19 protein-coding genes and 1 tRNA gene are annotated in these 16,826 nt (G+C 64.8%); 9 read left to right on the top strand and 11 right to left on the bottom strand.

Annotated features, from left to right (window positions below):
- Nucleotides 1–28 precede the first annotated feature (28 nt).
- The gene (gene zapD / locus ACDA63_RS15390; RefSeq protein WP_373664158.1) at nt 29–784 is read left to right on the top strand and encodes a cell division protein ZapD; all 756 of its coding nucleotides are present in this window, start codon (nt 29–31) and stop codon (nt 782–784) included.
- A 27-nt stretch (nt 785–811) separates the two neighbouring features.
- Here the strand turns inward: zapD and ACDA63_RS15385 are convergent, their stop codons facing one another.
- The 8 genes from ACDA63_RS15385 to ACDA63_RS15350 form a co-directional block, all read right to left on the bottom strand.
- Complete coding sequence (locus ACDA63_RS15385) at nt 812–1,162, bottom strand: RidA family protein (protein ID WP_373664157.1); 351 nt, start codon at nt 1,160–1,162, stop codon at nt 812–814.
- Nucleotides 1,159–3,009, bottom strand: coding sequence for a protein-disulfide reductase DsbD (dsbD, locus tag ACDA63_RS15380; protein WP_373664155.1), 1,851 nt, complete (start codon nt 3,007–3,009; stop codon nt 1,159–1,161). Before dsbD ends, ACDA63_RS15385 begins: the two co-directional genes overlap by 4 nt.
- Before the next feature lie 9 nt (nt 3,010–3,018).
- A complete protein-coding gene (gene cutA / locus ACDA63_RS15375) occupies nt 3,019–3,366 on the bottom strand; it encodes a divalent-cation tolerance protein CutA (protein ID WP_373664154.1) in 348 nt (115 codons plus the stop codon).
- A 10-nt stretch (nt 3,367–3,376) separates the two neighbouring features.
- Nucleotides 3,377–4,162: an ABC transporter permease gene (locus ACDA63_RS15370; protein WP_373664153.1), complete on the bottom strand. Its 786-nt coding sequence runs from the start codon at nt 4,160–4,162 to the stop codon at nt 3,377–3,379.
- Nucleotides 4,163–4,184: 22 nt separating this feature from the next.
- Nucleotides 4,185–5,159: an ATP-binding cassette domain-containing protein gene (locus ACDA63_RS15365; RefSeq protein ID WP_373664152.1), complete on the bottom strand. Its 975-nt coding sequence runs from the start codon at nt 5,157–5,159 to the stop codon at nt 4,185–4,187.
- A 5-nt stretch (nt 5,160–5,164) separates the two neighbouring features.
- Nucleotides 5,165–5,770: a glutathione S-transferase gene (locus tag ACDA63_RS15360; protein ID WP_373664151.1), complete on the bottom strand. Its 606-nt coding sequence runs from the start codon at nt 5,768–5,770 to the stop codon at nt 5,165–5,167.
- Nucleotides 5,771–5,803: 33 nt separating this feature from the next.
- Nucleotides 5,804–6,439 (bottom strand): alpha/beta hydrolase, encoded by a 636-nt coding sequence (locus ACDA63_RS15355; RefSeq protein ID WP_373664150.1) that lies wholly within the window; start codon nt 6,437–6,439, stop codon nt 5,804–5,806.
- Nucleotides 6,440–6,561: 122 nt separating this feature from the next.
- Nucleotides 6,562–6,873, bottom strand: coding sequence for a ferredoxin (locus tag ACDA63_RS15350; protein ID WP_373664148.1), 312 nt, complete (start codon nt 6,871–6,873; stop codon nt 6,562–6,564).
- A gap of 185 nt (nt 6,874–7,058) precedes the next feature.
- Here ACDA63_RS15350 and ACDA63_RS15345 point away from each other — a divergent pair, with 185 nt between their 5' ends.
- The 7 genes from ACDA63_RS15345 to ACDA63_RS15315 all read left to right on the top strand — a co-directional run bounded on the left by ACDA63_RS15345 (nt 7,059) and on the right by ACDA63_RS15315 (nt 13,330).
- Entirely contained in the window at nt 7,059–7,745 is a 687-nt protein-coding gene (locus tag ACDA63_RS15345; RefSeq protein ID WP_373664147.1) for a response regulator, read from the top strand.
- Nucleotides 7,720–9,207 carry a sensor histidine kinase N-terminal domain-containing protein gene (locus ACDA63_RS15340; protein WP_373664146.1) on the top strand — a complete coding sequence of 496 codons (1,488 nt, stop codon included), beginning with the start codon at nt 7,720–7,722 and terminating at the stop codon, nt 9,205–9,207. Before ACDA63_RS15345 ends, ACDA63_RS15340 begins: the two co-directional genes overlap by 26 nt.
- Nucleotides 9,208–9,447: 240 nt before the next feature.
- The gene (locus tag ACDA63_RS15335) at nt 9,448–11,109 is read left to right on the top strand and encodes an MFS transporter (RefSeq protein ID WP_373664145.1); all 1,662 of its coding nucleotides are present in this window, start codon (nt 9,448–9,450) and stop codon (nt 11,107–11,109) included.
- A 167-nt stretch (nt 11,110–11,276) separates the two neighbouring features.
- Nucleotides 11,277–11,352 (top strand) — tRNA-Phe (locus ACDA63_RS15330).
- Nucleotides 11,353–11,523: 171 nt separating this feature from the next.
- Complete coding sequence (locus ACDA63_RS15325; protein WP_373664144.1) at nt 11,524–11,802, top strand: metal/formaldehyde-sensitive transcriptional repressor; 279 nt, start codon at nt 11,524–11,526, stop codon at nt 11,800–11,802.
- 29 nt (nt 11,803–11,831) lie between these two features.
- The gene (gene dmeF / locus ACDA63_RS15320; protein ID WP_373664143.1) at nt 11,832–12,782 is read left to right on the top strand and encodes a CDF family Co(II)/Ni(II) efflux transporter DmeF; all 951 of its coding nucleotides are present in this window, start codon (nt 11,832–11,834) and stop codon (nt 12,780–12,782) included.
- Nucleotides 12,783–13,126: 344 nt separating this feature from the next.
- A complete protein-coding gene (locus ACDA63_RS15315; protein ID WP_373664142.1) occupies nt 13,127–13,330 on the top strand; it encodes a hypothetical protein in 204 nt (67 codons plus the stop codon).
- A gap of 341 nt (nt 13,331–13,671) precedes the next feature.
- On the opposite strand, the gene ACDA63_RS15310 is transcribed toward ACDA63_RS15315, so the two are convergent.
- Nucleotides 13,672–14,001, bottom strand: coding sequence for a hypothetical protein (locus tag ACDA63_RS15310; RefSeq protein WP_373664141.1), 330 nt, complete (start codon nt 13,999–14,001; stop codon nt 13,672–13,674).
- Nucleotides 14,002–14,086: 85 nt separating this feature from the next.
- Between ACDA63_RS15310 and ACDA63_RS15305 the strand changes: the two genes are divergently transcribed.
- The gene (locus ACDA63_RS15305) at nt 14,087–15,139 is read left to right on the top strand and encodes a polysaccharide lyase family 1 protein (protein WP_373664140.1); all 1,053 of its coding nucleotides are present in this window, start codon (nt 14,087–14,089) and stop codon (nt 15,137–15,139) included.
- Between the two features lie 119 nt (nt 15,140–15,258).
- Here ACDA63_RS15305 and ACDA63_RS15300 read toward each other — a convergent pair whose 3' ends face one another.
- Together ACDA63_RS15300 and ACDA63_RS15295 are read right to left on the bottom strand one after the other, a co-directional pair.
- Nucleotides 15,259–16,272 carry a diguanylate cyclase gene (locus tag ACDA63_RS15300; RefSeq protein ID WP_373664139.1) on the bottom strand — a complete coding sequence of 338 codons (1,014 nt, stop codon included), beginning with the start codon at nt 16,270–16,272 and terminating at the stop codon, nt 15,259–15,261.
- Between the two features lie 89 nt (nt 16,273–16,361).
- The gene (locus ACDA63_RS15295; protein ID WP_373664138.1) at nt 16,362–16,703 is read right to left on the bottom strand and encodes a cupin; all 342 of its coding nucleotides are present in this window, start codon (nt 16,701–16,703) and stop codon (nt 16,362–16,364) included.
- Nucleotides 16,704–16,826: the final 123 nt, after the last annotated feature.

Here is a 16,826-nt window from a genome sequence, read left to right as displayed (position 1 = left end):
TTGCAGTCCCGACACTGGCCGGTGTGTGGTGATTACCTACGAATATCCTCTGAGCGAGCGCATTCGCACGCTGTTGCGTCTTGAAGACCTGTTCGACAGGGTGCTTCATTTTTCGCTCGCCGACGGCTCCTATGAGCATCACACCGCGCTGCTGTCGCTATTCGAGATTCTCGAAGTCGCTGGCCGCGCGGATCTCAAAGTGGATCTCGTGCAGGAACTGGAGCGACAGCGCCAGATCCTCTACGCATTCCGTGACAACCCGCAGATTTCCGAAGAAGCCCTCTCGGGCGCGCTGCGCGAAATCGAACAAGCGAGCGCGGCGCTGTTGGCCATTGCCGGCAAGGTGGGGCAATACCTGCGCGAGAGCGAATGGCTGATGGCGATCCGTTCACGCTCGGCGATCCCCGGCGGCGTATGCGAATTCGATCTGCCTTCGTACCACTACTGGCTCCATCGCGAGCCGGCCGAGCGTCGCCAGGATCTGCAGGGGTGGATGTCGCCCATGCTGCCGATCCGCGATGCGTTGGGAATCGTGCTGCGCCTGCTGCGCGCCAGCGGCCGCCCCGAGCAACTCGTTGCCCGACGCGGTGCATTCCAGATGATGATGGCGGGCCGCAACGCGTTGATGGTGCGCGTGCGGGTGCCGCGTTCGGACGTGGCGGTGCCCGAGATCAGCGCCAACAAATATGCGTTCAACATCCGCTTCATGGAGCCTGACATCGCCGCCCGCCCGCATCAAGTGGACAATGATGTCGACTTCGAACTGACCTTCTGCAATCTCTAGCCGCGGGACGGGCTGGCGCGCCGCGTTTCAGTCCTTGCGCGCGGCCATCACCGCGACTTCCACCCGCCAACCCGGATGCGCCAGCGCCGGCACCTGAACGCAGGCGCGTGCCGGGGCGGTGCCGATCGGCACCCAAGCCTCCCAGACTGCGTTGAAAGCGTCGTAGTCGTTCATGTCGACCAGATAGATCGTTGCCATGAGCATATGGCCCAGGCCGCTGCCCGCCGCCTTCAGGGTGCGCTCGAGGCTCTGCATGAGCGCCTGCGCCTGGTCGGCGACAGTGCCGACCTCGCTCGGCGGGACTTCAACGGCGTGGACGATGCCATTGAAGATGGTGGCATCCGAATAGCGTGCGGTGGTGTTGATGCGCTCGATCATGGCGCGCTCCGGTTCAGGATGGTGTCGAGGATGCTCGTGAAGCGTTCGCTGCCCATGAAGCCGACCACGCGGGTGTTGGTCACTTCATGGCCGGCGGCGTCGAAGAATACGATGCCCGGAGGGCCGAACAGGCCAAAGCGCCGCAGCAGTTCGCGGTCGTGCTCAGTATTGGCGGTGACGTCGGCCTGCAGCAGCACGAACTGCGCCATGCGTGCGTTGACCTCTGCGTCGGGGAAGGTATATCGCTCCATTTCCTTGCACGACACGCACCAGTCCGCATAGAAATCCAGCATCACCGGTTTGCCACCGGCAGCCCGGATGCGTGCATCCAGTTCAGCCACGCTGGCGATGCGTTCGAAGCGCGCCTCGTGGGCAACCGTCTGTCGCGACTGGAACGCCGCGAGCGGGCGAAGCGGGTCGCGCGAGCCGGCCACGGCGCCCACAAACACAGTCACGCCCGCCACCAGAACGAGGATGCCGGCCCCCTTGAGCAGCCGTTGCGCGCCTGTCGCGCGGGGCGGCAGGCTGTCGAGCGCCCGCAGGAAGACGCCGGACAGCACCAGCAGGATGGCCCACGCAAACATCGGCACGGCTGCCGGCACGACTGGCGACACGAGCCAGATGGCGGTGGCCAGCAACAGCACGCCGAACAGGCGCTTGATGCCTTCCATCCACGGGCCGGGCCTGGGCAACCAATGACGGGCGGCAACGCCGACGACGACCAGCGGTGCGCCCATGCCCAGCGCCAGTGAGAAAAGTGCGGCCGCGCCCAGCACCGCGTTGCCGCTTTGCGCGATGTAGAGCAGGGCGCCCGCCAGTGGCGCAGCCATGCACGGGCCGACGATGACTGCCGAGAGCGCGCCCATCAGCGCAATGCCGCCGACCGAGCCGCGTTGCCGGTTGGCCGCCCCGGAGAGCCGGCTCTGCAGGCTGGCCGGCAGTTGCAGTTCATACAGGCCGAACATCGACAGCGCCAGCGCGACGAAGATCAGAGCGAATGCGCCGAGCACCCACGCGTTCTGCAGCCAGATCGCCAGCAGCGTGCCGGAAAGCGCGGCTGCCACGCCCGCCACCGTGTAGGTGACCGCCATGCCCAGCACGTACGCGACCGACAGGGCCGCGGCGCGCCCTCGCGAGATCGCGTTGCCGTGACCGACGATGGTGCCCGACACGATCGGGATCATCGGCAAGACACAGGGCGTGAAGCACAGCAGCAGTCCGAAACCGAAGAAGCTCGCCATGGCCAGCGCGAGATTGTTCGACGACAGCAGCCGGGCGATGCGGCCCGCGTCGTCGTTGCCGGTGTCTGTCGAATCTGTGGCCTGCATGCTGGCGCCGGGCACGTCCATCTGAGGCGCTGCGCGGTTCATCAGCACACCGAGCGGGTCTGCGTGCTGCGGCTCGCTGGCCGCCACGCTCATGGCCGCCAGCCGCAGATTGGTCTTGAAGGGCGTGGGCGGGTAGCACACGCCAGTGTCGGCACAGCCCTGCGCGGTGACGGTCAGCGTGAAGTCGTGCCCCAGCGGGGCCTCAACGGGGATGCGGAGGATCGTGGGCCCACGGTAAACCGTCTGTTTGCCGAAGAATTCGTCTTCGTGGATTTCGCCGCCAGGCGGGAATTCTGGTTGCCCTGCCGTAGCGCCATCGGCAGCGATGCGGGTGCGATCGCGATACAGGTAATAGCCGGGCTGCACGTCAAAGCGCACTTCCACGGCGGTTTCGCTGATGGCGCGTGCCGAAAACCGGAAAGCCTGCTCGGGCGGCAACGGGTCTGCCGCCCCGTGCGCGAGCAGAGTGAACAAGGACAACAGCAGGGCGGCAAGCCCGTGCGGCAGGCGGAAACGCATGTCAGGTTTTCAGTTCGTGTCGGGTGGCGCGGTTGCATCGCAGGATTGCAGCACCCACGCCAGATACTGCGGCAGACCGCCCGCCACCGGAATGGCGACGATCTCCGGCACCTCGTACGGGTGCAGTTCGCGGATCAATTCCTGCACAGCGGGGTAACACTGTGCCGTGGTCTTGATGGTCAGCGGCACTTCGACCGCTTCTTCCACCGTGCCGTTCCATGTGTAGATCGACCGGCACGGCGAATGCACGTTGATGCAGGCGGCCAGCCGGCGTTCCAGCAGCGCATGGGCGATCCGGCGCGCGACAGTCTCGTCCGGAGTGTTGCTGATGACCAGCAGCGTTTGATCGGCGGACATGGGGCCTCCTTTACTTCAGCAGCCGGCGGCGGATGAGGGCCCGCGCCACCACCAGCCCGCCCGCCGCGTAGAGCGCCAGCACCAGCACATGCAGCCACAGGTCCGGGTTGGGCGTGCCGAGCAGTGTCGGGCGCACCGCGCCGATGGCGTGCAGCAGCGGCAGCCAGCCGGTGGCTGCGCGCAGCATCGCCGGCAACTGGTCGACCGGAAAGAACACGCCTGACAACATCGCCATCGGGCTGATGAACAGGGTGAAGTAGTACATGAAGAAGTCGTAGCTCGGCGCCAGCGAGGTGGCGACCAGGCCGAGCCCGGCAAAGGTCAGGCCGATGAGCGCCACCAGCGGCATGGCAGCCAGCGCGTGCGTCCATGGCGTGAGCCCGAAGGCCGCGATGACGATCAGGATGGCCGCGCCGGAAAAGAACGCCTTGGTGGCCGCCCAGCACATCTCGCCGACGATCACGTCGTCGAGCGACATCGGCGCGTTCATGATCGCTTCCCACGTTTTCTGCACGTGCATGCGGGCGAAGCCCGAATACAGCGCCTCGAAGGTCGCGCCGTTCATGGTCGAAAAGGCCACGGTGCCGGTGGCGAGGAAGGTCAGGTACGTGACGCCGGCCACTTTGGGCAACAACAGGCCAAGCCCCAGCCCGAGACCAAGCAGGTAGATCAGCGGGTCGGCCAGGTTACCGAGCAGCGACGGAACGGCCAGCCGCCGCCAGACCTTTACGTTGCGCAGCCATACGGCGTACGCGCGCGATGCAGACAGTTCGGGTGGGTGAAGCAGCGTCTTCATTGGGGGCTCCCGGCGGTCCGGCCTAGCTGTCGCGCAGCTCGCGCCCGGTCAGCTTGAGGAATACGTCTTCGAGATTGGCGGGCCGGTGCAGGTAGCGCAGGCCCGTGCCGGCGAGGTGGTCGAGCAGCGCGCCCGGTTCGTCGATGTAGCAGAAGGCAGTCTCACCGCTGATCTCGAAGCGCCGCGAGAACGCCGCCGCGTGGGCCGTCGCCCAGGCCGGCGCGCCGCCGGTGTGCTCGGCCCAGTCTCCGAACACTTCCACCACCTGCGGTTCGATGTGTTCGGCGATAACGTCGCGCGGCGTGCCGATGGCGATGATGCGGCCTTCGTCGAGGATGGCGATGCGATGCGCCAGCCGTTCGGCTTCGTCCATGAAGTGCGTCGTCAGCAGCACCGTCTTGCCGTCGGTGATCAGCCCCTTGAGGCGATCCCAGATCAGGTGGCGTGCCTGCGGGTCGAGACCGGTGGTGGGTTCGTCCATCACCAGCAGTTCCGGGTCGTTGATCAGCGCCCGGGCCATGGTCAGCCGCCGCTTCATGCCGCCGGAGAGCGCCGGCACCTTGGCGTCGGCCTTGGCCTCCAGCCCGGCGAAGGCCAGCAGGCGCGGGATGCGCTCACGTGCCTGGTCCGGCGCGATGCCGAAGTAGCGCGCGAAGACTTCGAGGTTTTCCGCCGCCGTGAAGTCCGGATCGAGGCTGTCGGTCTGGGGGACCACGCCGACCCGTTGGCGAGCCTGACGGGCGTGGTCCGGTACCGATTCGCCGACCAGTTCGATGCGCCCGTCGGAAGGCATCGTCTGCCCGAGGATGCAGCGGATGGTCGTGGTCTTGCCGGCACCGTTCGGGCCGAGCAGGGCGAAACACTCGCCCGGCACCAGCGAAAAGCTCACGCCGCGCACCACTTCATGGTCGCCGTACGACTTGCGCAGTCCCTCTACCACCAGCGGGCTGCGCTGTCGGGTGACCGGGCGTTCGAGCGCGTCGTTGGGGCGATCCATGTCCGTCACACCGGCAGGGTGTTCTGGAAGCTATCGCGCTGGGCCAACCGATCGGCCAATGCGGCGAGCGCCGGGCGGCCGTTGCGCCAGTCGTCGTGGATCTGGCGGAAATCCAGCCAGAACACCGCGCAGCCGAATGCGATGTCGGCCAGCGTCATCGACGGGCCGGCCAGCCATTCGCCCTTCGCCGCACGTTGTTCGAGCGCATCCAGCCCACGCACGACCTTGGCGCTCTGGCGGTCGAGCCACGTCGCGACGCGAATCTCCGCCGGGCGCTGCAGCTCCATGCGGATCGCCACGGCGGCGTCGAGCGTGCCGTCGACGAGCGCTTCGACCTGCCGCACGCGCAGGGCGTCCAGCGCATCGGCCGGCAGCAGCGGACGGTTGCTGAAGCGCATTTCGACGAGGCTCGCCACCACCGGCGAATCGAAGAACACTTCGCCATCATCGGTGACCAACGCCGGTACCTTGCCCAGCGGGTTGTAGTCGGAGACGCGCGTATCGGGCTCCCAGGGGGATTCCTCGACGAACTCGAAAGGCACCTCCTTTTCGAGCAGCATGATGCGGATCTTGCGCACGAAAGGGCTGGTGTAGCTGCCGATCAGTTTCATGAAGCGGGTCTCCTCGTTCGGAATGCGGTGGGTTCAGTCGCGCCAGGCGCGCAGGATGATGTCGCGGATGATGTGCAACCGCGCATGGAAAAAATGGTCCGCGCCGGGCACCACCACCACCGGCAGGTTCATGGGCTCGGCCCAGGCCAGCACGTTGGGCAGCGGCACGGTTTGATCGTGCCCACCGTGGATCACGATGGTGTCTTCGGCGACCGCGTCGGTGTCGTAGTGGCGCGCGCCTTCGACGTGGCCGGACGCCGTGCCGACCAGGATCATGCGGTGCACCGGCGTGCCCGCCGCCGCCAGGCGACTGGCCACGCGCGCCTGCACGAAGGCGCCGAACGAAAAACCGGCCAGCACCAGCGGCAGCTCGCTGCCCCAGCGGTTCTGCGCATAGTCGCGCAGCGTCAGCATGTCGTCCGATTCGCCGCCACCGTTGTCGTGCTCGCCGGCGGTCGCGCCGACGCCGCGAAAATTCGGCCGCAGGGCCACGTAGCCGAGATCGCGCAATGTGCGCGCCAGCGTATAGGCCACCTTGTTGGTGTTGGCACCGCCGAACAGCGGGTGCGGGTGCGCGACCAGCGCAATGCCGCGCACGGCGTCCGGGATGTCGATGATGGTCTCGATGGGACCGACGGCGCCATCGATCAGGAGTTGTTCACTGCTCATGGGGGTTGGGCTTTTTCAGTAGATAAGACCTGTTCCCGATCTTACTGCGAGGTCGTCATTCGGATGCGCGTGCGGCTCCGCACGCAGCCGGCGAGCCCTTTCCGCGGATCGGGAGCGGGTGGTCAAAGCTTGAGCCGTTCGACGATGCGGCCGTTCTGCAAGTGTTCTTCGATGATCTCGTCGATGTCATGCTCGTCGACATAGGTGTACCAGACTCCTTCGGGGTAGACGACCATCACCGGACCGTCGTCGCAACGATCGAGGCAGCCTGCCTTGTTGATGCGAACCTTTCCCTTGCCCTTGAGCCCGAGCTTGCCGACGCGGTCCTTGGCGTAGGCTTGCAGGCGGCTGGCGCCGTGGTCGTTGCAGCAGGTGTCACCCGCTTCGCGCTGGTTGCAGCAGAAGAAGACGTGATGCTTGAAATACGGTTCCATATGGGGATTACTCCGTACAGCGAGGAGGAGGCGAAGCTGTGATTATAATCGGCCGCCCCCGGCTGCCGCCGGTTGCGGGCAATCGCTTGCCGGGCAAGCCGCGGCACGATCGATGCGTGCCGATGTCATGCCGCCCTTGAGGCCGCTGCCCTTCGATGCCGCCTTGGGACAGACTGTAGACGACTATGCGCATACTGCTGGCGGAAGATGATGAACTGATCGCCGACGGGCTCACGCGCGTGCTGCGCGGTGCGGGCTATGCCGTCGACTACGTGGCCACCGGCACCGAAGCCGATGCCGCACTCGCCGGCCAGCCCTACGACCTGGTCCTGCTGGATCTCAGCCTGCCGCGCATGACCGGTATTGAAGTCCTCACCCGCCTGCGGACGCGCAAGGTGACCGTGCCCGTGTTGATCCTGACTGCGCGCGACGCGCTGGAGGACCGCGTGAACGGACTGGACGCCGGCGCCGACGACTACCTCACCAAGCCTTTCGCCTTGCCTGAACTCGAAGCCCGCGTGCGGGCCCTGACCCGTCGCGGGACGGGGCAGGGCAAGAGCCTGTCATTCGGTGCGCTGCGCTACGATCAGGCCGATCGTTCGGTCACCGTGGACGGGCAGATCCTCGATCTGTCGGCGCGCGAGGTCGGCGTGCTGGAGGTGCTCCTGCTGCGCAGCGGCCGACTGGTGAGCAAGGAGAACCTCGTCGATCACCTGTGCGGCTGGGGCGAGGAAGTCTCGCTCAACGCCATCGAAGTCTACGTGCATCGCCTGCGCAAGAAGCTCGAACCCTACGGGCTGCACATCACCACCGTCCGCGGTCTGGGCTACTGCCTCGAAAAACCGGATGCGACTGCGCCGATCCCGCAGTAATTCCCCTTCGTTCGACACCGGTGCGACGGCGCGGCGACGCCTCTTCCGGCGTGGCACGTATTCGCTGTTCGGTGAAATCCTCGACTGGATGCTGGCGCCATTGCTGTTCCTGTGGCCCATCTCGATCATCGTCACTTATGACGTTGCCTCGCGTATCGCCGATCAGCCCTACGACAAGGCGCTGGGGGACCAGGTGCGGGCGCTGGCCGGGCAGGTGCACGTATTGCCTTCGGGGTCGGTGCGCGTCGACCTGCCGGCATCGGCCTTGCGCGTGCTGCGCACGGATACCGAAGACACTGTGTACTTCCAGATCGTGTCGCCGCGCGGGACGCTGCTGGCAGGCGACGCGGAAGTCCCCAGTCTGCCGCAAGGCACGCGGCTGGGTTCTGCCGACATCCAGTATCGCGACGATGCGGTGCAGGGCGAGGACATCCGCGTGGCCTACATGCCGGTGTTCGTCGATCAGGCGACCGGCACCCACGTGCTGGTGCAGGTCGCCGAAACGCGCCACAAGCGTGACGCTCTTTCCTCGCGCATCGTGTCCGGCGTGTTGTTGCCCCAGTTCGCCATCATTCCGTTGGCGGTGGTGCTGGTGTGGTTCGGGCTGTCTCGTGGCATCGCGCCGCTGAACCGCCTTCAATCGATGATCCGCGAGCGTCGCCCGGGCGACTTGTCGCCCGTGGCCGAAGACAGCGTGCCGGAAGAAGTGCGCCCCGTCGTCATGGCGTTCAACGACATGATGGCGCGGCTCGAAGACAACCTGCACGCGCAGCGCCGCTTCATCGCAGACGCCGCGCACCAGATGCGCACGCCCATCGCCGGGCTGAAGATGCAGATGGAATTGGCCCGGCAGGAGGCGGCCAGGTTCGACGCCGCGCCTTCGGTGCGTCGCTCCATCGAGCAGGCGGAAAAGGGCGCCGAGCGTGCTGCGCGGTTGATCAATCAACTGTTGGCGCTGGCGCGGGCCGAGTCCAGTTCCGAAAAGGTGCATGTCTTCGAGCGACTGGACCTCAACGGACTCGTGCGCGAAGTGCTGGGTGACTATGTCCCTATCGCGCTGGCCCGCGGTATCGATCTTGGCGCCGAGATGGACGACCAGCCCGTGTGGCTGGAGGCGACGCCGATCATGCTGTTCGAATTGGTGTCGAATCTGGTCGACAACGCGGTCAAGTACACGCCGGGCGGCGGCGCGGTGACCGTGAGCGTCACGTCCATGGATGACGAAGGCATGGCGGTCCTGCGTGTGAGAGACAACGGCCCCGGCGTGCCCGAAGAAGAACGCGAACAGATCTTCGAGCGCTTCTATCGGGTGCTGGGCACGGGAGCGGAGGGGAGTGGGCTGGGCCTGTCGATCGTGCGCGAGATCGCCGAGTTGCACGGAGGCACCGTCGCGCTCGGCCCCAATGAGGATGGCATTGGCACGGTCGTGACTGTGCGCCTGCCGCTCCCGGTCGCGCAATGATGCGAGCATTTTCGTCGAACGGCGGGGCGGCGATGTGCACTGCGGCATTGAAAACGCCCCGCGCCGCCGTGCGGAAATCGCGGTAGCGTCCCGTCGCTTTGCCCCGGAAAACAGGCGCTTTCGTGCTGCGCCGCAATGCCATAAACGTAAGAATTGCGTAAGCCTCCCGGCCTAGTGTCTGCCTGCGCCGGTGTCCGCTCTCGGGCAGGACGCCGCCGATCCCAACAACAGGAGAGAGACATGGCACAAGCAACTGTGGCCGGGGCGCCTGCGCGCGCCGGTATCACACCGGAAGAGCGGAAGGTGATTTTTGCCTCATCGCTCGGCACGGTCTTCGAGTGGTACGACTTCTATCTCTACGGCTCGCTTGCGGCCATCATTGCCAAGCACTTCTTCGCTGGCGTCAACGAAACCACCAGCTTCATCTTCGCGTTGCTGGCCTTTGCCGCGGGCTTTGCCGTCCGTCCCTTCGGCGCCATCGTGTTCGGTCGCCTCGGCGACATGATCGGCCGGAAGTACACCTTCCTCGTCACCATCCTCATCATGGGTCTGTCGACGGCCATCGTCGGCCTGCTGCCCACCTACGCCAGCATCGGCGTCGCCGCACCGGTCATTCTCATCACGCTGCGCCTGCTGCAAGGGCTGGCGCTCGGCGGTGAATACGGCGGTGCTGCCACGTACGTGGCCGAGCATGCGCCGAACGGCAAACGCGGCTTCTTCACAAGCTGGATCCAGACGACGGCCACGCTGGGCCTGTTCCTGTCGCTGCTGGTCATCCTGGCCTGCCGCACGTTCATGTCGACGGAAGCGTTCGACGCCTGGGGCTGGCGCATCCCGTTCCTGCTGTCGATCCTGCTGCTGGCCATCTCGGTGTACATCCGCATGCAATTGTCGGAGTCGCCGGTGTTCCAGCGCATGAAGGCAGAGGGCAAGGCTTCCAAGGCGCCGCTGACCGAATCGTTCGCCCGTTGGGACAACCTCAAGATCGTGATCCTGTCGCTCATCGGCGGCACGGCCGGCCAAGCGGTGGTGTGGTACACAGGGCAGTTCTACGCGCTGTTCTTCCTGACCCAGACGCTCAAGATCGACGCGCAAACGGCCAACCTGCTGATCGCAGCCGCGCTGCTCGCCGGCACGCCGTTCTTCGTCTTCTTCGGGTCGATGTCGGATCGTATCGGCCGCAAGCCGATCATCATGGCCGGCTGCCTGATCGCAGCGCTGACGTACTTCCCGATCTTCAAGGGCCTGACGCACTACGCCAACCCGGCCATGTTCGAAGCCCAGCGCGATTTCCCGGTGACCGTGGTCGCCGATCCGGCGCAGTGCTCGTTCCAGTTTGACCCGGTGGGCAAGGCCCGATTCACCAGCTCGTGCGACGTTGCCAAGAGCGCGCTGGCCAGAAAGGCCATCCCCTACACCAACCAGGCCGCCGCGCCGGGCTCCATTGCGCAGATCAAGGTGGGCGACAAGGTCATCGCCAGCTTCGACGGTGCCGCCGCCGACGCCAAGGAACAAGGTGCCGCCTTCACCGCTGCGTTGGCCGCCGCGCTGAAGAACGCCGGCTATCCCGAAAAGGCCGACCCGGAACGCATGAACAAGCTGGCCGTCTGGCTGTTGCTGACGGTGTTGGTGATCTACGTGACCATGGTGTACGGCCCGATCGCCGCCTGGCTGGTCGAACTGTTCCCGGCGCGCATTCGCTACACCTCCATGTCCCTGCCGTACCACATCGGGAATGGCTGGTTCGGCGGCTTCCTGCCGACGACGGCCTTCGCCATGGTGGCGGCGACCGGCGACATCTATTACGGGCTGTGGTACCCCATCGTGGTGGCGTTGGTCACCTTCGTGGTGGGCGTCTTCTTCCTGCCCGAAACCAAGGATCGCGACATTCACCACGCCTGACCGGTGTCCTGACGCGAACCCGAGCCCCGGCCGCGTGCCGGGGTTTTTTTCGTCACGATGGCAGGCTGACAGTCGCCGCATCTCATTGTGAGGATGCGCAATGGAGCAATTTCTCGCACGCTTAGTTGCTTTCCCGGGAAAGGGTCGCTACAATGCGCCCTCTCTTCGGCCTGGTAGCTCAGTTGGTAGAGCAGCGGATTGAAAATCCGCGTGTCGGTGGTTCGATTCCGCCCCAGGCCACCAAGGTTTCAACGCAAAGGCCCATCCATCTGGATGGGCCTTTGTCGTTTCTGCGTGTCGAATCCGGGACAGGGCCGATTCGTGGTGGCGACCAGACGCCGTCGCACAGACCGACATTTCCCATTCCCTGCGTCGGTGATACCCTACCCCCCTATCCTATGGCGGCATGGAATCATGAGCCACACCATCCGTGACAAGTCGAAATTGCTGGGCCGCGTCCGTCGTATCAAAGGGCAGGTCGAGGCCCTGGAGCGCACGCTGGATGCCGAAAAGGGCTGCACCGAGGTGCTGCATCAGATCGCCGCGATCCGCGGTGCGATCAATGGACTGATGGCACAGGTGCTTGAAGAACATGTCCTCACGCACATTGCCGATCCATCGATCGACTCCGATGCCGAACGCCTCCAGGGGGCCGATGAGTTGATCGAGGTGCTGCGCACCTACATCAAGTGATGGACGCCGGGCGTCCAGGGAAACCAAGCATGCATACCGAAAATCTCTCCGCGTGGAAGCATGACCACGTCTTCAACGACAGCAACGAGGCCGCCGAGCGCAGCACGCGCGTCGTGATGTGGATCACCGCGATCATGATGGTGGTCGAGATCAGCGCGGGCTGGTGGTTCAATTCGATGGCGCTGCTGGCCGATGGCTGGCACATGAGTTCGCACGCCGTGGCGATCGGGCTTTCGGCATTCGCCTACGCGACCGCGCGTCGCTATGCGAAGGACCCGCGCTTTGCATTCGGCACGTGGAAGGTCGAAATCCTCGGTGGCTTTGCCAGTGCGATCTTCCTGCTCGGCGTCGCGGTGATGATGCTGGTCGGCTCCGTGGAGCGGATGGTCGCGCCGCAGCCGATTCGCTATGAGGAGGCGATCGTCATCGCCGTCATCGGGTTGATCGTCAACGTCGTATGCGCCCTGATCCTCGGCAAGGCCCATCATCATGACCACGGCCATTCACATGCGCATGGCCACGGGCATGACCATGGTCACCATCACCACGATCTCAACCTCAAGTCGGCCTATCTCCACGTCATTGCCGACGCTGCCACCTCCATCCTCGCCATCGCTGCGCTGTTCGGCGGATGGATCTACGGCTGGTCGTGGCTGGACCCCGCCATGGGGATCGTCGGCGCGGTGCTGGTGGCCACCTGGGCCAAGGGCCTGATCGCCGAGACCGGACGCGTCCTGCTGGATCGCGAGATGGACCATCCCGTCGTCGATGAAATCCGTGAAGTCGTGGAGGGCGGAAACGGCGACACGCGCCTTGCCGACCTGCACGTCTGGCGCGTCGGCAAGGAGGCCTATTCCTGCGCCATGGTGGTCGTCACGCACGACACCGCGCTGACCGCCGACGAAATCCGCCAACGGCTGTCGGTCCACGAAGAAATCGTTCATTCCACGATCGAAGTGCACCACTGCACCGTGGCGTAGCGACTGATTTGTCGCGATGTTCGCGACTTGTCCGTGCCCATTCGTAGGGGCCGCAAGGCGCGCGAATGATGGAATAATTTCGCCCAAGCGCGAGGCGATTCGTCGGTGCAACTCGTTGCGCCGACGACGATAAGACGGGGCTGGAACGACCCGCATCGCCGCCATTCTTCGCGCCCTCTCCCCCAACGCAGAACAAGACGCCTGATGCCACGTGCCTGTCGCCAATTACGGAGTCATGGATGTGTGCGTTCGGTTCGCACATATTGCGCGAGGGTGGCCGCGCATCATTTCTCTTGCCACCACAAAAACTATCGATCGTTCGCGGAACAACAACCCGCAGCGATGTGATCAAGCTGCTGGGTGCGCCCGCTGGCGAGGCCGTATACCCCGTCATCAAAGGGCTGAACGACCGCGCGCTCGTCTACACGTACACCCAGGCCAAGGGCAGCGTGTTCGACATGAAGTTCTATAGCAAGACGCTGATGGTCTTGTTCAACAACGAAGGCGTCGTGACTGGCGTGGACTTCACGACGGCAGGCGACAAGTAAGCTGTCCCCGGCGAACTCGTACCTCGTGCTGCAGCGAGACGGATTCGCCGTCGTTTCCGACGACCATCCGCGCGGATCCGGATGTACTCCCCGGATCTGCGCCACGCTTTTCTCCTGAGTGCCGGAGCCAGGCTCGCGCCTCTGGACGGATGGCCGGCGCTTGCCGTCCCAAGCCCCCCGGTCTTCCACACCGCTTCTCATCGATCCTCAGTTCGTCCGGCGCCTTGCGTTTCCTCCAATGGATTCATCCCGGCAAATGCATCTGTTACCGGTCGCTACTCCTTGCTACCATGGCGGCGCCTGTGGGCGTTGTCAAAAACATAACTATTAGAAATTCGGTGCTATTTCGAGGAGGATGGTTGCATGAAGGCAGCAAATTCGGGGCTGAAGTCCGCCCTAATACTGAGTATGGTGTGCGCAGCGGTCGCTGCGTGCGGTGGTGGCGGTGGCGGAGATGGAGGCACGAACGCGTCCGCCAACGGTAGTTCTTCATCCAGCACGTCGTCGACCAGCAGTTCAAAGGCGTCGTCCAGCGCCAGTACCACGAGTTCGTCGTCGTCGAGCACCAACAGCTCCACGTCGTCGAGCAGTTCCAACAGCAGCACCAGTTCCAGTGCAAGTTCGACCAGTTCGAGCACCAGTTCCAGCACGAGCTCGGCTAATTCGTCCACCAACCCAAGTGTGGGCCCGGCCGCCACGACCGCCGTGGGGTATGGGCGGGCAACGACCGGCGCTGGCGCCAGTCCGTCCAAATCCGTGACGGTCTCGACCCTGGCCGAAGCCCAGGCGGCCATCGACGGCTACTACGGTAACGGCGGTCTTCTGATCACCTATACGGGCCGTGTCGACTTCACGCCGTACTACGACACCTCCGCCTACACCGGCACGACGGTCAAGGACCAGAACGGGATCGTCCTGAACACTGGCGACGTGCTGACCTGCACGCTGCACAGCCAGGCCGCACAAACGCTGGAGATCAAGGGCAGCGCGTCCAAGCCCAAGAACAACATCACCATCCAGGGGGCGGACGGCTCGTCGGCGCAATTCGGTATCCACATCGCGGCGGTGTCGAACAACATCATCATCCGCAACATGACGATCGGCCTGACGCCGGGTGGCGATGCCGCCGACATCATCAGCCTGGAAGGCATGAGCGCGGGGGCTCCGACCGACATCTGGATCGACCACAACACGCTCTTTACCAAGAACATCCTTTGTCCGGGCGCGGGTGACACCTCGTTCGACGGTATGCTCGACGTGAAAAAGGGTGTGGAACGGGTGACAGTGTCGTACAACGTCATGCGCGATCACGAGAAGGTGAGCCTGAACGGTTTCAGCGACAGCGAAACCGAGCCGCGCCACATCACGTTCGTGCACAACATCTTCCAGAACGTCAATTCGCGCACGCCACTGCAGCGCATCGGCTATTCGCACGTGCTCAACAATTACTTCTCCAACATCGCCACGTCGGGCATCAACGTGCGCATGGGCGGCTATTCGCTGGTGGAAGGCAATTACTTCGAGAACGTGCAGAACCCGGTGACCTCGCGCGACAGTTCGGCGCTCGGCTATTGGGAACTGCGCAACAACAACATCATGAGCACGGCCGACTTCGCGACCTACGGCATCAAGTGGGTGGCCAGCCCGTCCACGCCGACCAAGGACGCGAACGACTGGCAGTCGACGGCGACCTTCCCGGCAGCCGAAATGACGTACAGCTACACGGTCGACGCACCGGCATGCCTGAAGTCGGGTCTGCCCGCCGTGGCCGGCGCTGGCAAGAACCTGGCTACGCTCCTGTGTAACTGAGATCCGCACGGGGCCTCGCCCTGCATGCTGCATCGAGCCCTCACTCCGGCGGAGTGGGGGCTTTTTTCTTGTTCTGGACTTTCGGACCGGCGCGCGCCAATCCTCCGACGTTGGCCGGACTAATCCAGGATCGCCAGTTCACGACGCTCGCGTTTGACGCGGTACATCTGTGCGTCGGCGAGGCGGAAGGCTTCTTCCGGACTCACTTGCGAGGGCATCACCGCGACGACGCCCACGCTTGCGCCCCCATACGTGAACTGCGCATTTCGCAGATGGAACTCGCCCACCGTCGCGGTGGCGAGGCGGTCCTCCAGCAGTTGCACCGCGCGTGCGCAATCGACGGCCGGGCCGGGAGCGATGACGCCGAATTCATCGCCGCCCAGGCGTCCGATCATGTCCATGCCTCGCAAGCTCGCCTGCAGGCGCTGGGCGCATTCGCGCAGGAACAGGTCGCCGACCTGATGGCCGTATGTATCGTTGATGCCCTTGAATCGATCCATGTCGACGAGCCCCACGAGTACCGACGTACCGTCCCGCTCCGCCTGAGCGAGCGCGCGTTCGAGTGCGTCGCAGATGGCACGGCGATTGGGCAGGCCGGTGAGGGTGTCGACCAGCGCGTAAGTGGCGAGCCGTTCGTTTGCCTCGCTCAATTGGGCGACGAGTCGCTCCCGCTCAAGCCACGTACCCATGAGCTTGGAGAACAACTGCAGCAGCGCTTCCGACGCCGGTGCCAGTGGCTGCCTCGATGCGCTCGCTGCGCACAGCGTGCCGAGCAGCAGACCATCCGAGGCGCGCACGGGCGCGCTGACGTACGTACGGATACCCAGGGCGCGCGCCGCGGAGGAATCGCCCCAGCATTCCGACACATCGGGCGTGTACGTCCGCCCCTCATCGAGCGAACGCCGGCACAGCGTGTCGTCCCACGGGACGTCGAGCCCTTCCGGGATCTGCATGTCGCCGGCGTTGCGCGCGAACTTGACGTGTTGCGTACCGTTGTCGAGATCGATCGTCGTCAGGTAGGTCGATTCCATGCCTGCGACGGTGCTCAGGATCTCCAGTAGCGGACGGGTGAGTTGCTCGACCGAATCCGCGCGCGGCACAGTCGAGGACAATTGAAGGAGAAGCGGGTCCATAAGGGTGTTGCCGGGTGTTTGTGTTGCGTGACTGGACCGGGAGTCTATACCGGGAGAGCTGCCGCGTTCGCCCACCCGACGCGCGGTCTCTACACGCGGTTCAGGAACAGCGTCAGCAGCAATACGGTGAACTGATCGGTCGCGACGGCATGGGCTTCGGCGTTGCGCAAGTGGACGAGATCTCCTGCCTTGAGCATGCGCGTCGCGCCGTGCGCGCTCAGTTCGATTTCGCCCAGCAGGCACTGGATGGTCAGCGACCCCGAGGCGCGGTGCTCCTGCATGCGGGTTCCGGGCTCCAGGACGAAGCGGAACACTTCGATGTGCTCGTCGCGGATCAGCGTTTCGGACACCAGCCCTTCGAGGCTCGTGTCGGGCGGCAACGGAATACCGACGGTGACGACGTCTCCAGACTTGGCGTGCGGAATTGCCATCGTTCTTCTCCTCGTGCGTGCGTTGAGCGGGGCGGATGGAGCGGCCGGCGTGAGCGATATTCGAACCCAGGCCGGCCACAAAGTCCATGCCGCGACGTCGCTCCCGGTCCAGCCGTCACGCGC

Source organism: Uliginosibacterium sp. sgz301328 (genome assembly GCF_041807905.1).
Lineage (GTDB): Bacteria > Pseudomonadota > Gammaproteobacteria > Burkholderiales > Rhodocyclaceae > JBGVSA01.
This window is presented reverse-complemented; position numbering and strand designations above follow the sequence as displayed.